Annotated in this window: 6 protein-coding genes; all 6 read right to left on the reverse strand. The window is 70.3% G+C overall.

All coding sequences use genetic code 11. The features are described 5' to 3' along the window. Positions 1-34: 34 nt before the first annotated feature. Positions 35-1954, reverse strand: a complete 1920-nt coding sequence (locus tag HNR67_RS24135; RefSeq protein ID WP_185004512.1) for an FAD-dependent monooxygenase — start codon at positions 1952-1954, stop codon at positions 35-37. Positions 1955-1958: 4 nt separating this feature from the next. Then, positions 1959-2327, reverse strand: a complete 369-nt coding sequence (locus tag HNR67_RS24140; protein ID WP_185004513.1) for a putative quinol monooxygenase — start codon at positions 2325-2327, stop codon at positions 1959-1961. A 99-nt stretch (positions 2328-2426) separates the two neighbouring features. Then, positions 2427-5939 (reverse strand): Ig-like domain-containing protein, encoded by a 3513-nt coding sequence (locus tag HNR67_RS24145; RefSeq protein WP_185004514.1) that lies wholly within the window; start codon positions 5937-5939, stop codon positions 2427-2429. A gap of 31 nt (positions 5940-5970) precedes the next feature. Further along, the gene (locus HNR67_RS24150; protein WP_185004515.1) at positions 5971-7764 is read right to left on the reverse strand and encodes a tetratricopeptide repeat protein; all 1794 of its coding nucleotides are present in this window, start codon (positions 7762-7764) and stop codon (positions 5971-5973) included. A 41-nt stretch (positions 7765-7805) separates the two neighbouring features. After that, positions 7806-8318, reverse strand: a complete 513-nt coding sequence (locus HNR67_RS24155) for an RICIN domain-containing protein (RefSeq protein ID WP_185004516.1) — start codon at positions 8316-8318, stop codon at positions 7806-7808. A gap of 26 nt (positions 8319-8344) precedes the next feature. Further along, complete coding sequence (locus tag HNR67_RS24160) at positions 8345-14011, reverse strand: sialidase family protein (RefSeq protein WP_185004517.1); 5667 nt, start codon at positions 14009-14011, stop codon at positions 8345-8347. Positions 14012-14020: the final 9 nt, after the last annotated feature.

Below are 14020 nucleotides of genomic sequence, written 5' to 3' on the forward strand. Positions count from 1 at the left end.
TTATTCGCACGCACGCCACCAATTTTGGGCGTTTTCAGGCAGCTTGGTCCTGGCGGTAGTCCTCGCAGGCCGCTATTCCGCCGTGCAGGGTGGCCAGGAAGCGGCGGCAGGCGTCGTAGTCGATGGTGTCCATCCGCCAGGCGATGTGGCCGTCCGGGCGGATCACGTAGAGCGCCTGCGAGTCCGGTTCGGTCAGGCCGTAGTGCTCGAAGACCTGGACGTTGTCGGCCTGCTCGACCCGGTCGTCCCGCCGTCCGGCCACCCGGCCGATCAGGTGGGTGGCCAGGCCGCCGCCGAAGTCGGCGATGCTGCGCAGCTGGGCGGTGTGCGCGGCGATCTCGGGTTCGGTGAGGTGCACGCGGGAGAGGGCCACCACCCGCAGCCGGTAGTCGCGGAGCAGGTCGAACAGCTGCCGTCCCTGGTTGATCCGGGCGTCCGGGGCGCGGGTGCCGGCGAGCGGGCCCTTGAGGGAGTACAGCAGCTCGTTGACGTTGTAGGCGCTGGGCGGGTAGGCCAGACCGAGCTGGGAGATCCTGGCGAAGGATTTGCGGTGCGGCAGTGGTGCGGCCGACATCCGGCCGAGCAGGAACGGGCCGACCGCATCGCGCAGCCGGGCCCGCCGGCCGCGTAATCCGGCGGCGAACTTGTAGAGCCGGTCGGAGAATTTGAGCACCTGCACGCCGACCGGGTGCCGTTCCCGGCTGTAGCTCTCCAGCAGGGCCGGGTCCGCGCCGGTGCGCAGTACGGCGGCCAGTTTCCAGGCCAGGTTGGCCGCGTCCTGCAGGCCGGTGTTGAGGCCCTGGCCGCCGGCGGGGGAGTGGATGTGCGCGGCGTCGCCGACCAGGAAACAGCGGCCCAGCCGGTAGTCCGCCACCTGGCGCAGGTGTGCCTGGTACCGGCTGGTCCACACCGGATCGCTCAACGTGACCGGCACCCCCATGGCCGCGCGCAGTTCCTCCTGCAGGTGGGCCAGGGACAGCGGGCCGCGTGCACCGTCCTCAGTGGACAGGTCGGTGGTCATCACCCTGGAGGTGGTGGCACCGTGCAGGGGCAGGAACAGACCGATCCGTTCGCGGTTCATGAAGACCCGGAAGTGCGCGTGGTCGAACGGCCATTCCACCCGGCAGTCGGCGAGCAGGTAGCGCTGGGCGTACCGGTCGCCGTCGAAGGCCAGGCCCAAACCCTTGCGTACCGCGCTGTGCGCGCCGTCCGCGCCGATGAGGTAGCGGCAGCTGATGGCCAGCTCTGGCTCGGGGTGGCCGTCCCGGATCAGGTGGGCGGTGACCTCGGCGCCGGTCTGGGTGAGGGAGTCCAGGCGGGTGCCGCGTTCGACGGTCAGGCCGTGCCGGGCCAGGTCGTGCAGCAGCAGTTCCTCCACCTCGGCCTGCGGGGCCATCAGGATGTGCTGGTACGGCGTGCCGGCCGCCTTCGAGCGGTCGAAGTCGAGACCGCCGACCTCGCGGCCCTTGATGTGGAAGCGGATGCCGGTGGTGACCACGCCGCGGCGGGACAGCTCCTCGGCCAGGCCGAGGCTGTGGAAGAGTTCGATGGTGCGGGCCTGCACGGCGAACGCCCGGGATTCGGTGGCCGGACCGGCGTTCGTATCGACGATGCGCACCTTGACGCCCTGCCGGAGCAGCAGTGCCGCGGTCATCAGCCCGCTCGGGCCCGCGCCGACCACGAGCACCTCGCAGTCCACTGTGGACTGTGGTTGTCGCGGTCGCCGGGCGGATTCGGCGGCCCGCCGCCAGCGGTCCACCTCCGGCGCGGTGAGCACCGGGGCGGTCCGGGGAGGTTGCTTGGCCTTGCCGAGGCCGTCCAGGAACCGGCGTACCGCCCCGGTCCGGCCGGGGCGCGCGGTGACCACCGGCAGCGGGGTCCGGGTGAGCTTCGCCCAGAGGCGGCGGAGCAGCAGGGCGGTCAGGGTGACCAGCACGATGATCAGCAGTCCCACGACGTCACTCCCTACCGACCGGTTGGGCGGGAAGCGTGCTGCACATGCGCAGGAACTGCTGCCGCAGCGGGCCCTCGACGTGCGGCTGGATCGCCTGGATGAACTCCTGGGTGTGCGGCTGGGCCAGGTGCTCGGCCAGGTCCTCCCGGCTGCGGAAGACCTCGTAGATGACGAACAGGTCCGGCTCCTGGCGGTCCCGGTGCACGTGGAACTCGATGGCTCCCGGCGCCGCGCGCAACGGCCCGGCCAGCCCGAGGATCAGCTCCTCCACCCGCTCCGCGCTCCCCGGCCGGGCCTTGGCGAAGCCGAGGTGGGCGTACGGCCCGGTCTCGTCGGCATCCGGTTCCGGCAGGGCGATCACCCGGTCGCTCATGCGTTCCTCCCGTCCTGCGTGCTGACGGTCAGGCTGGCAGCGGCCGGGCGGGCCGGGCCACCGCGAGTCCCAGTCACCGGGACTCGCGGTGGCTGCGGCTCAGGGCTGGATCGCCGTCCAGGTGGCGGTGATCGGTTCGCCGGTCAGCCGGACGGAGTCGCCGGACCACTTGCCGTCGGCCCCGCGCTGCCCGGTGTACTTGCCGATCGCGCCGTCGATCCAGTGGATGACGAACTCCACCCGGTCCACGGTCCGGCGCCCGTCCCGGATTTCCCCGGCGACGCCGTTGTAGGTGCCGCTACCACCCAGCGCGCCGGTCCGGTCGCCGGTCATCTCCAGGGTGACCACGTAACCGTTGGACTGGGTCATGATCCACCGCCCGGTGAACACGCCGAGCTGGTACAGCCGCTGCCGGGCGGCCTCGGCCTTTGCGGTGTCGCCGGTGCGGGTGTGGATGGCCACGGCCTCCCACAGTGCGCCGATCAGTCCGTCCAGCAGGCCCCGGTCACCCGGTTTCTCCCGGAGCAGCTGGTCGTAGAGCGCGGTGGACTCGGTGACGAACTCGACCGCCTCACCGTGGCGGCCCAGCTCGCCGAGGTAGTTCGCCGCCGGGTTGGCCAGCCACTCCGCCATCTGTTGGCGGTGCGCCGGATCAGCTGTGGCCAGTGCGCGGATCAGTTCGATCGCCGCGGCGACCCGGACGTATCCGCCCTGCCGATCACCCTGGTCCCACAGCTGTTTGCCCACCTGCATCAGCTCCTGGGCGTAGGCCAGGTTCGGGCGGACGGTGTGCGTCTCGGTGACCGCGGCCCCGGTGAACACCGCGTCCCCGCTGTAGACCGCGGTGACCCGCCGCGCCCCCAGCTGCAAGCCCCGGATGGTGAGCATCTTCGCCGACACCGTGCCGTCGGCCGCCACGGTCACCGGCTGTTCGGAGATCACCCGCGCGCCGTCCAGGAAGGCCACCTTGCCGGTGGGCACCCGGTTGTCGGTGTCGTGGATGGTGGCGGTCAGCGCGATCTGCTCACCGGCCGCCGAGGTCCGGTCCGGCGTGGTGGCCAGGGAGACCCTGGACACCGGATAGCGGCCGCCGGTCAGGGTGAGGTCACCGCTGAGCGCGCCGGCGCCAGGGAAACCGCCCTGGCCGTTGATGATCAGCTCGAAGCCGGGTTCGTCCGTGCACATGGTGGCGTGCGCGGTCACCGGCCTGCCCTCGGTCACCCCGGTCAGGTCGATCCGGTCCGCTGGCGGCTGCTTGGTGTGCACCTTGATCCAGTACTGGTTCGGCCCCTCGCAGCGGTCCCACTCCGAACGCGGGTTGCCCTGGATGGCCATGTACTCCACGAACGCCTCGAACCACTTCTTGCGGTCCGCGTCGCTGCTGCCCGGCTCGCAGGAGTGGGTCACCAGGTAGGCCATCTCCGGCAGGCCGGTGGCCAGTGCGATCTGCTTGCCGTAGGCGAAGAAACAGTCCCCGGTGTAGGACAGTCCGGGTTCCGGTGAGCAGGAGCGGTCGAACCGCAGCCCGATCTCCAGCGGCTGTCCGGGCTGGGACAGGGTGATCCGGCAGTCCAGGCTGTCCCGCACCACCCGGTCCGGCACGATCAGCTTCTCCCCGCAGGCGATGTTGCGCTCCACACAGGAGATGTGCTTGCCCCAGGAGGATTGCAGCCGCACGTTGTCGAAGTACTTCGGGTTGTCCGTGGTGTTGGCGGTGTCGGTGCGCAGCTGGCGCGGGATCAGCACGGTCGGCTGCATGGTGCCCTCGTCGTTGCCCGCGCCAACGCAGACGCCGCCGGGTCCCGGGTAGGGGCACGGTGTCCGGCGACCGCCGCCGGTGATGGTGAAGTCCTTTCCGCCGTAGGCCACCTCGTGCTGGTTGCGGCCGTTGAAGTACTGCAGGTAGTCCCGGTGCCGGGTGTCCAGCTGCAGATCGGCCATCCAGTTCGGCGGCCGGTAGCTCGCGGTCGCGGCCAGTGCCATCTCCCCGCTGAAGCTGCCGGCGCCCGCGGCGGGCCGGACCGGCTGCGGCAGCCCGCCCACCCACGCCTCGAACATGGAATCGGTGGTGCTGCCCTGGAACAGGTACGGCGACTGCTCGACCAGCTTGCGCCGGTACGGCGCCACCCGCTGGTTGTCCTGGGAGGTGGCCGCGTGCTTGAGCGCAAGGAAGTCCAGCACCTTCTTGGCATCCTGGCGCATCGCCTGGTCCAGGGCGAAGTCGTACAGGTTGAGCAGCCCGATCATCTGGTAGCGCGCGTAGGGCCGGGCGTTGTACTCCTTGAAGTCCTCCCGCAGCCACTGCGCGGTCAAGTCCCGCAGGTACCCGCGAAGCCCGTTGCTCCCGTTGTCCGGGTTCGAGTCCCGGTTGTACTCCACCATGTACTTCGGCCGGTGTGCCGGGATCTGGGTCGGCGGCAGCAGTTCGTTGTGCAGGAACCGGGTGCTGCGGATCATCAGGGTGTGGTTCTCGGTCTCCGGCACGTCGACCCCGGAGATGTTGCACACCACCTCGTCCACCGCGGCGCCGGCGCCCTGCAACCACAACCTGGCCGCGACCTCCTTCGCCAGCTCGGCCATCTTGGCCGGGTGCGAGCCGGGATCCTCCAGTCCGAAGAGGACGGAGTGCGGCACCGTGCGCACCTGACCCCAGGCCCGCATGGCCAGGGACATGGTGATGTCCCAGTCCTCGGTGTCGGATCCGTCGGTGCGGCAGAAGGTCACCGCGTCCGTGCCCGGTTTCCCGGCGTGCGCCGGAATCCGCATCAGGTCGCTGATCACCCGCCGCCAGCCGGGGTGCGTGCTGAGCTGGTCGCGGGCGCCGGTCGGCGGCGGCCGCCAGCCAGGGGCCAGCCGGTCGAGGCAGCGCCGGTAGAGCCCGGTCGGATCGGCCATCAGCGGCGGGTCGGTGCCCAGCGCCCTGGCCATCTCGGCCCGCCCGGTCGGGTCCTCGATCAGTTTCAGCAGCGCGGCGCTGGAAGCCACGTGACTCGCCGAGCCCTCACCCCGGCCGGTGTTGTCCGGCTGCACGCAGGATTCCCACAGCAGTGCCGGAATCCGCCGGGCGTAGCCGTCCCGCACCGAGTCGGTGAGGGTGTCCGGCTGCGCGATCCAGCTGAAGTCCATCCGCTGGTACTCGCCGGGGTAGTCAGCGATGGCCCAGCGTTTGGTGGTGTCCCCTTCGGACAGTTCCAGGCCGTCGCGATCGGTGCCGATCCGGGTGCCGTCGGAGAAGAACAGGCCGACCCGCAGGTTGAACTTCCAGGTGTCGTTCCCGTTGGGATCGATCACCATCGTGGTCATCCCGGCGTTGATCACATCCTTCGGGATCGGGTTGATCCGCATCGGGAACGGGCCGTTGTCACTGTTGTCGTCGAAGTGCCCGAAGGTGTCCTCGACCACGGCCGCCTCGGTGCCGTTCTGGTCGGTGACCACGATCTTGACCCGGGTGTCGTGGTCCTTGTCCTCGTCGTTGGTGCGGAAGAAGACCTCGGCGCGTTGCAGCGTCACCGCGGCCGGGTTCTGTTGCGGTGCCTTGGGTTTGGCCTGCGCGGGTGGGGCGAGCACGCTCGCCACCAGCACCGCGGTGAGCACGGATATCCATCTCCGCATGGGAGAAGTCCTTTCGTGGTAAGGGAGCGGGCTACGGAGTGGCGACGGTCGCCGTCCACCGCGCGGTGATCGGCTCACCGGTCAGCCGGACGGTCTCGCCGGTCCACCGGCCGTCCGCGCCGCGCTGCCCGGTGTACCTGCCGACCACGCCGTCGGCCCAGTGGATCTCGAAGGAGGTGCCCGTGGCGCTGACCTTCCCGCCGACGATCGTTCCGTTGACACCGTCGAAGGAGGCGGTCGCGGTGAACCCGCCTGCCGTGTCGGCCAGGCCGGCGTCCAGGTGCACGGTGTAGCCGTTGCTCTGCTGGAGGATCCACCGGCCGGTGAACACCCCGAACCCGGCGAGCCGCTGCTTGGCCGCGTCCGCCCGCGCCCGGTCACCGGCCCTGGTGAAGATCTCGGCGGCCTCGCGCAGAGTGGCGATCGCCTCGTCCCGGTTGCCGGTCTCGGCCAGGTAGGTCGCCAGCGGGTCGGCCAGGGCGTCGCCCAGGGTGACCGCGTAGCGCTGGTCGTAGCCGGTGATCAGCCGGGCCAGCGTGATCGCCTGGCGGGTGGTGGCGATGGCCTGGTCGCGTTCGCCCCGGACCCAGCGCGCCCGCGCGTCGTCCAGCAGCCGGTTGACCTCGGCGTCGGCCGAGGGGACCTTGCCGGGGCCGTGCCAGCTGTGGTTCTCATCCGCCCACAGCAGGGTGAGCTGTCCGTCCTCGCCGATGAAGGCCGCGGTGAGTTGCTCGTCGGTCTGCTTGGTCATCGCGATCGGCGCTCCGGCGGGTCCCACCGGGCCGCTCACCGCCCGCAGGTCGCCCCAGGCGCGGCCGACCTGCGCGGTCGCCACGTTGAACGTGCCCGCGCTGCCGAGTACGGCCGCGGTGATCGTCTCGTCGTCGTGCATGGCCTGGGCGATCTTGGCCTCGCGGGGAAGGCTCAGCCCACCCATCCCGATCCGCGCCGGCCACAACCACGGCCGATCGTCGACGCCCGCGGTGACCCGGACCTGGCCGCCCGTCCCGGCTCCGTAGACCATCGCGGCGCCGACCGTGCCAGGGGCGATGCGGGTCATCGCCACACCACCGCTGGTGCTGCCGGATTCCGGCTCACTGGCGACCAGGTTCGGCAGTCTCCATTGCCCGGTCTTGCCGTCCCGGTGGCCTGCCACCAGTCCGTTCGGCACGGTCCAGCCGAAGACCTGCCGGAATGAGCCGTCCACGTCCTGGATGGTGCCGACGATCTCCTGACCGGGGTTGCCTTCCCGGCCATCGATCAGGGTGGGCTCCGGCCAGTCCTCGGTCTGGAAGACCGTGGTGGACCTCAGTTTGCCGTCCTTGTCCAGGAACGCGGCTGTCAGACCGATCTCGACCGGTGACAGGCCAGGGACCAGCCACGGGACCAGTGCCACGTGGCCGCCCGGCACGCCGACCGGGCCGCTGATCGCCACCGGCGGGTGCCAGGACGCGGTGTCGTCCACCCAGGCGACCATCAGTCTGCCGGTGGTGTCCATGAACGCCGCGGTGAGCCGCTTGGGCGCCTGTTTGGCCAGTGCGACCGGCGAACCCGGCTTGGCCAGCGGCCCGCTGATCCGCACCGCCGGGTGCCACGGGTTGGTGTAGGTCGCCCACGAGACGGTGAGCGCGCCGCCGTCGTCGACGTAGGCGGCGGTGGTCAGGTCGTCGTGCTGCTTGGCCAGCGCGACCTGGCTGCCCGGCACCGCCTTCGCCACGGGCGGGGCGGCCTGTCTGTCCACAGTGGACGCCGTCGCCGGTGCGGCAGGCAGCGTGACCGCCAGTGCGGCGGTGAGGCAGGTGAGCGCGGATAACCATCTCCGCATGGGAAAATCCTTTCGTGGTAAGGGATTGGGGTGCGGAGTGCTCAGCCGGCCGGTGACCAGACCTCGAGGGAGAACTTCTGCCAGTGGATGTTCTGGCAGTCCATCTGCACCACCTCGGTGGGCACGGTGTGCTGGATGTAGCCCGCGCTCAGGCATTTGTCGCTGTGCTGGGCGTGCTGCTCGAGGAACTTGGCGAAGGGGTCACGTGCGACGGATCGCCAGCGCTGGTTCGGGCTGCCCGCGCAGGGCTGCTGCACGATGTCCTCACCGTGGCCGGCGCCGCTGTTGAGCACGGTCAGGCACAGGTCGGAGGCCGCCGACTGGAGGCCGAACCAGGTCCCGTCGTGGCGGAGAATGCGCCACGCTTGGGGCCTGGATTTGTCGCACAGCTCGAAACTGATGTAGGCGCCGGGATCCGGGCTGCCCCACAGCGGGGCCAGGCAACCATTCCCGCTGGTGACGACCCGCAGGTCCTCGGCAGGGGCGGCCGAGGCCGCGGGGGTGAGGCCGGTGCCGACCAGCGCGATGGCGGCGGCCAGGATCAGTGTGCGCATGCGTTGTCCCATGGTGATGTTTCCTTCTAGCCCTGGAGCGCGGCGAGCCGCTGCTTGGCGGAGTCGAGTTTCGGCTGGTACCTGGCATCGGCCGCGGTGAGCCGGGTGAAGACCTCCACCGCCTCGGTGGCCATGGCGATCGCGACCGGCTTCTTGTCGTTGGCCACCGCGTAGTCCGTGCCCGGCCACAGCAGCCAGGTGCCGAACTGCTCGCCGTAGCGCGGACCCTTGTCGGCGACCTTGCGGCCCTCGGTGAGGCCCTCCTGGACCTTGGCCAGCGCGCCGGGCTTGTCGCCCTTGTCCCAGGTGCGGATGCCCTGCCAGATCAGCGAATCGGCTTCGTTGAGTTTGTGCTCGTGGTTGCCGGGTTCCTGTTGGCCTGCCTGACGTGCGGCGGCGACGGCCTCGCCGAGCAGGGCGATCGACTCGTCCACCTTGCCGGTCTCGGCGAGGTAGGCGCTGACCGGCCAGCGGATCCAGGTGGCGAACTGGGCGGCGTAGCGCGGGCCCTTGTCCACCAGGACGCGGCCGACGGTGACGCCTTCCAGGGCCTTGTCCCTGCCCTTGTCCTTCTCGCCCTTGTCCCAGGTGCGGATGCCCTGCCAGACCAGGGAATCGGCCTCGTTGAGTTTGTGCTCGTGGTTGCCGGGTTCCTGCTGGCCCGCCTGACGTGCGGCGGTCACGGCCTCACCCAGCAGGGCGATGGCCTCGTCGTGTCTGCCGCTCTCCGCGAGGAAGGCGCTGACCGGCCAGCGGACCGAGGTGGCGAAGTGCGCGGCGTAGCGCGGTCCCTTGCCGATCAGGGTGCGGGCGACGTTGACGCCCTCCACCGCCTTGCCAAGCCCCTGGGCCTTCTCGCCCTTGTACCACAGGCGATTTCCCTGCCACACCAGGGCATCCGCCTCGTGCAGCTTGTGTTCGGGGTTGTCCGGCTCCTGCCTGCCCGCCTGGCGGGCGGCCTGCACGGCCTCCTCCAGCAGGGCGATCGACTCGTCCACCTTGCCGGTCTCGGCGAGGTAGGCGCTGACCGGCCAGCGGATCCAGGTGGCGAACTCCGAGGCGTACCGCGGGCCCTTGGACACCAGCGGGCGGGCCAGGTCGACGCCGGCCAGGGCCCGGTCGCGGCCCCGGTCCTTCTCGCCCTTGTCCCAGATCCGGCTGCCCTGCACCACAATGGTGGCGGCTTCGTTGAGCTTGTGGTCGAGGTTCTGCGGCTCCTGCTGGGACAGCCTGCGGTAGGCGGCGATGGCCTCGTCGTAGAGGGCGATCGACTCGTCCAGCTTGCCGGACTCGGACAGGTAGGGCCCGACCGGGTGCCGGATCCACTGCGCGAACGTGGCCGCGTAGGAGGGCCGCTCGCGGACCAGTTCCCTGGCCAGCGCCAGGGCTTCCTTGGCCCTGGCCACGGCGGCTTCCCGCTCGTTGCGCGCCCACAGCTGGGTCGCGTCGGTGATCATCGCCTCGGTGTGCTGGTGCCGGGCCTCGAAGGCCAGCTTGCCGATCGGCTCGGGCGCGGACCAGGTGATGCCGTCGGCGCTGGTGGAGACGTCCACCCGGTCGGGATCGGTGGCGTTGCGCCAGATCGCGGCGAGCCTGCCGCCCACCACACCCAGCGAGGGCACCCCGACGGCGTGCGCCTGCGCGTGCACCGCCCTGGGTGCGGCCCAGGCCCCGCCGTTGGCGGTGTCGCTGACGGACAGGCCGTCGTCGCGGCCGTTGCGCCAGAGGCCGAACACCTTGCCGTTGAACTCGGTCAGGCTCGGCCCGGACTCGGCCAGCGCGCCGGGCAGCAGCTGCTGGTTGTTCCAGTCGATGCCGTTGCCACTGGTGGCGAACCACAGTGCCTGATCGTCGTGCGCGCCGCGCCAGAGCTGGACCAGGGTGCCGTTGAGCGTGGCCAGTCCGGGCGTTGCGTTGGTGCCGCCGTTGTTCTCGGCTGGCCGGGGCCGCTTCCAGTGCTTCGCGTCGTGGCTGGAGGTGATCCACTTGCCCTGGTCGGCGCCGGGACCGCGGAACATCAGCTGCAGCCGGTCGTTCTGCACCGACAGGCTGAGACCGCTGCTGCCCACCGTGATCGGCATCAGCCGGGCGGGTGTGGTCCAGGTCCGGCCGTCGGTACTGGTGGAGATGGCCAGGGTGCGGTCGTTGTTGCCGTCCGACCAGGAGAACGCGCCACTGCGCCACACCGCGACCAGCTTGTTCTGGAAGGCGGCGAGCACCGGCAGTTCACCGGAGGTGTGCGGACCGGAGATGGTGACCGGCGGCCACCACGCCTTGCCGTCAGCGCTGGTGGCCACCAGCACCTCGTCCTGCCTGCCCTGCCACACCATGAAGTGCTTGCCGTTCAGCGTGGCCCGCGCGGAGGCGCCGGTCCCGCCCACGGTCTTGCCGATCTCGGCAGGCGGCACCGGGTTGGGCTCGCCGGGGGGATCCAGCGGGTAGTCCGGGTGGGTGGCCTTGGTCTGGATCCGCAGCGCCCGCATCAGCGCGGTGGTGACCTGCGGGTCCTGGGCGGCCGGGTTGGTGACCAGATCGGTGGAGTGGAACTCGATCCGCTCGCCGAGCGCGCCGCGGCGCAGCCCGGAGATGGTGACCAGGCAGCGGGCCACCGGGTCCTGGGTGGTGACCTGTTCCGGGGCCGCGGTGCAGTTGGGCAGCTCGGACCGGTTGAACACGGTCTGCTCGTGCAGTGGAGGCAGCTGGGCGGCCGCGTTCTGCGCTGCCTTGGCGAACAGGGTGGCCAGTGGGTTGACCTCGCCGACCACCGAGGGCCGGACGTTGAGCGAGGACGGGATCGCCTTGGTGCCGTAGATCAGCTCCCGGAACCGCGCGTCGCTCTGCAACGCGGTGGGGAAACCGACCTCCAGGTAGGCGCGCAGCAGGCGCAGGTTGGTGTCCACCCGGACCGCCTCGGGCAGCCGCGGCGTCGGGTCCTTGACGTCGTTGGTGATCAGCCCGTAGTAGGCGGCCCGGCGCTCGGCCAGGGTCTTGTCGATCAGCGGGTGGGTCAGGTTGGTGTAGCCCTCGTGGACGGTGCTCGCCTTGGGCTCGTACCGCGGCTCGCGGATCTTCTTGGTGAGTCCGGGCTCGTGCGGGACGCAGGGACCCTCACCCGGTTCGTCATCGGCGATGATCTTGCCCGGGAACTCGCACAACGTCACGGTGCCCAGGCCGTGGGCCGTGGCCAGGTCCAACTTGCCGGAGTGGCCGGGGAGCACACCCCGGACCTGGAACGAGACGTCGAGCTGCACCTTCTTCCGGTACGCGACCTTGGTGAACTTCGAGCAGACCACGTGCGCGGGCTGGCCCCACTTGCACGGGATGATGACCTCGTGCGGCAGTTCGTACTGCTCGTAGTCGGTCCGGTTGTCGCGTACGCGGTCCCAGCAGGTCCGCAGGTCCATGCCGTCGTGGAGCTGCTTGAGCAGCCGCAGTGGCGCGGGCAGCTTGTCGCTCTTGATGAACGCGGGCATGTCCGGGATGGTCGAGTCGTCGGTGGGGTTCTCGCACCGGAGGACGGGGACGTCGTCGGGCTTCATGAAGCCCTCGACCTGTTGGTTCCGGTCGGCCCACAGGTTGAACGGGCGATCGGGCTTCTGCACGGCGGGGTCGGACTCGTACCGCTTCAGCCCGTTGGCCAGCTCGGTGAGCCGGGCGGCGTTGTCCTGCTTGAGCCGTTCCAGCAGCGTGTTGGTGGCCACCCACGGTCCGGCGGCCGGTTTGAACCGGGGCTGGTTGAACCGCCGGGCCGCCTCGATCACGTCCTCGCCCGCGTTGAGCAGGTCCTGCACCCTGGCCACGGTCTTCTTGCCGTTCAGCTCGACCAGCTGTTCCTGCGCGGCCAGCGCCGGGTTCTGCTCCATCAGCACGGCGTAGGAGCGCATCGCCGTGGCCAGCAGGTCGGCGTTGGGCACCCCGGAGCCGGGGTGGCCGTTGCCGTACTGGGTGCCGGCGTTGTTGACCGCCCAGGTCTTGAGGTAGTTCACCAGGAAGGTGGAGTTGTTGCCGGGCAACACACTCTCCGGCGCCGCGTCCTGGCCGTTGTGCATGAACAGGGCGGTGCGGGCGAGATCGTCGCCGGCGTCGGAGAACGCCTGCGCGGCCTCCTTGTAGTTGTCGTTGCCCTGGTCGAAGGAGGGGATCGGACGTCCCTCACGGGCGGCGTAGTCCAGGTACTTGCGGACCGCGCCGCGGAAGTTCGTGGCCCCGACGGCCTGGATGGCGGCCATCAGCTGCTGGTGGTTGGACTGCATGTTCGAGGCGATGCCCAGCAGCTCGCCATGCAGGTCCTTGATCCGCTGGGTCAACCGCCAGTCCGCCCCCGCGATGGCGAGCAGCACCTCGTCGAACATGCGCAGCATGTCGCCGTACATCAGGTTCAGCGTGGCGTCGATGCGGTCGAACCGGACGCTGACGTCCTGGTGGAAGGCCATCAGGAAGTCCTTGAGCTGCTTGAAGCTCTCCCGCATCTCGGTGTGCATCTTCCGGATGGCTTCCAGCTCCGGGCTGGGGCCGCCGCCGGAGCCGAGCAACGCGACCAGGGTGGTGACCAGGCCGACCGCCGCGCCGATCACGGTGCCGATGGCAGGCACGATCGAGCCGATCGCCGCACCGGCGGCGATGGCGGTGCCCAGCGCGGCCACCGCGTTGATCATCGGCGCCACGTGCTTGCCGATCTTGTAGAGCGCGTCGGCGAACTTGACCAGGTCCGCGGCGTAGCGCGGGCTGAGCACCTTGGCCACGGTGGCCAGGGCGGACAGGCCGCCCTTGACCTTGTCCAGGTACTCGTCGAACTTCTTGGCGTCCTCGGCGTACTGCTTGAGCTTGTCCTCGGTCGGCCGCTTGATCTCCCCGGTGACCGGGTCGACGTGCTCCTTGACCCAGGCCAGCGCCTTGCCCAGCGGGGTGTCCGGCGAGTTCGGGTCGCCGAGCACCTTGATCAGCGGCTTGATCTGCTTGCTCAGTGCCGCCATGCCCTCGGGGAAGCCCTGCTGGAACCCGGCCTGGATGGCCTCGACGTCGATGACCTTCTTGATCTGCGGCAGCTGCTTGAGGGCGTCCAGCTGCGCGGCCGGGTCCACCGCGGCGGTCTCCGCGACGGTGGCCTTGCCCAGCCGGTTCTTCCAGACGCCGTTGAGGGTGGCGTCCTGGCTCGCGGCCTCGCGCAGGGCCTTCCAGATGGTCGGCGCGATCTCGATGGAGGAGGCGGTGATCTGGGTCAGCACCCCGCGCAGTTCCTCCGGCGCGGTGGTCGCCTTGAGATCGCGGGTGGTCAGCGCGCCGAGCAGCACCTTGAGCTGCGGACCGCCCTTGTCCACCTCCGGGATGGCGTAGAGCGCTTCGACCCCCCGGCCAAGCGCGTCCGGCACCAGGTCCCGCTCGGTGGCCGGGGCCACCGTCAGACCGACCACCCGCTCCACGTCGGCGGCATGCCGGTCCAGCGCGTCCGCGGAGGCACCCGGGTTCTTGGCCCGCCAGTCCACCAGTTCGGCGCTGAGCAGCAGGTTCCGATCGTGCGTGCGGCCGTTGTCCTTGAGCTGCACGGCCGCGCTGAACAACGCGGTGGACAACTGCTCGGGGGAGATCCCCGGATCGGCCGCCACCGCCCTCGGCACGGCCACCGCACTCGCCAGCATCGCGGTCGCCGTGGTGACCAGGGCGAGGCGTCTGGCGAACCCAGTCAGATTCGTCATCAGGAAGTC

Origin of the sequence: Crossiella cryophila (assembly GCF_014204915.1) — a bacterium.
GTDB classification, from domain to species: Bacteria; Actinomycetota; Actinomycetes; order Mycobacteriales; family Pseudonocardiaceae; genus Crossiella; species Crossiella cryophila.

What these genes read in the sequence shown, in the direction of transcription:
- HNR67_RS24140 (WP_185004513.1), bottom strand. Translation starts at nt 2,327, where the DNA reads ATGAGCGACCGGGTGATCGCCCTGCCGGAACCGGATGCCGACGAGACC.
- HNR67_RS24145 (WP_185004514.1), bottom strand. Translation starts at nt 5,939, where the DNA reads ATGCGGAGATGGATATCCGTGCTCACCGCGGTGCTGGTGGCGAGCGTG.
- HNR67_RS24150 (WP_185004515.1), bottom strand. Translation starts at nt 7,764, where the DNA reads ATGCGGAGATGGTTATCCGCGCTCACCTGCCTCACCGCCGCACTGGCG.
- HNR67_RS24155 (WP_185004516.1), bottom strand. Translation starts at nt 8,318, where the DNA reads ATGCGCACACTGATCCTGGCCGCCGCCATCGCGCTGGTCGGCACCGGC.
- HNR67_RS24160 (WP_185004517.1), bottom strand. Translation starts at nt 14,011, where the DNA reads ATGACGAATCTGACTGGGTTCGCCAGACGCCTCGCCCTGGTCACCACG.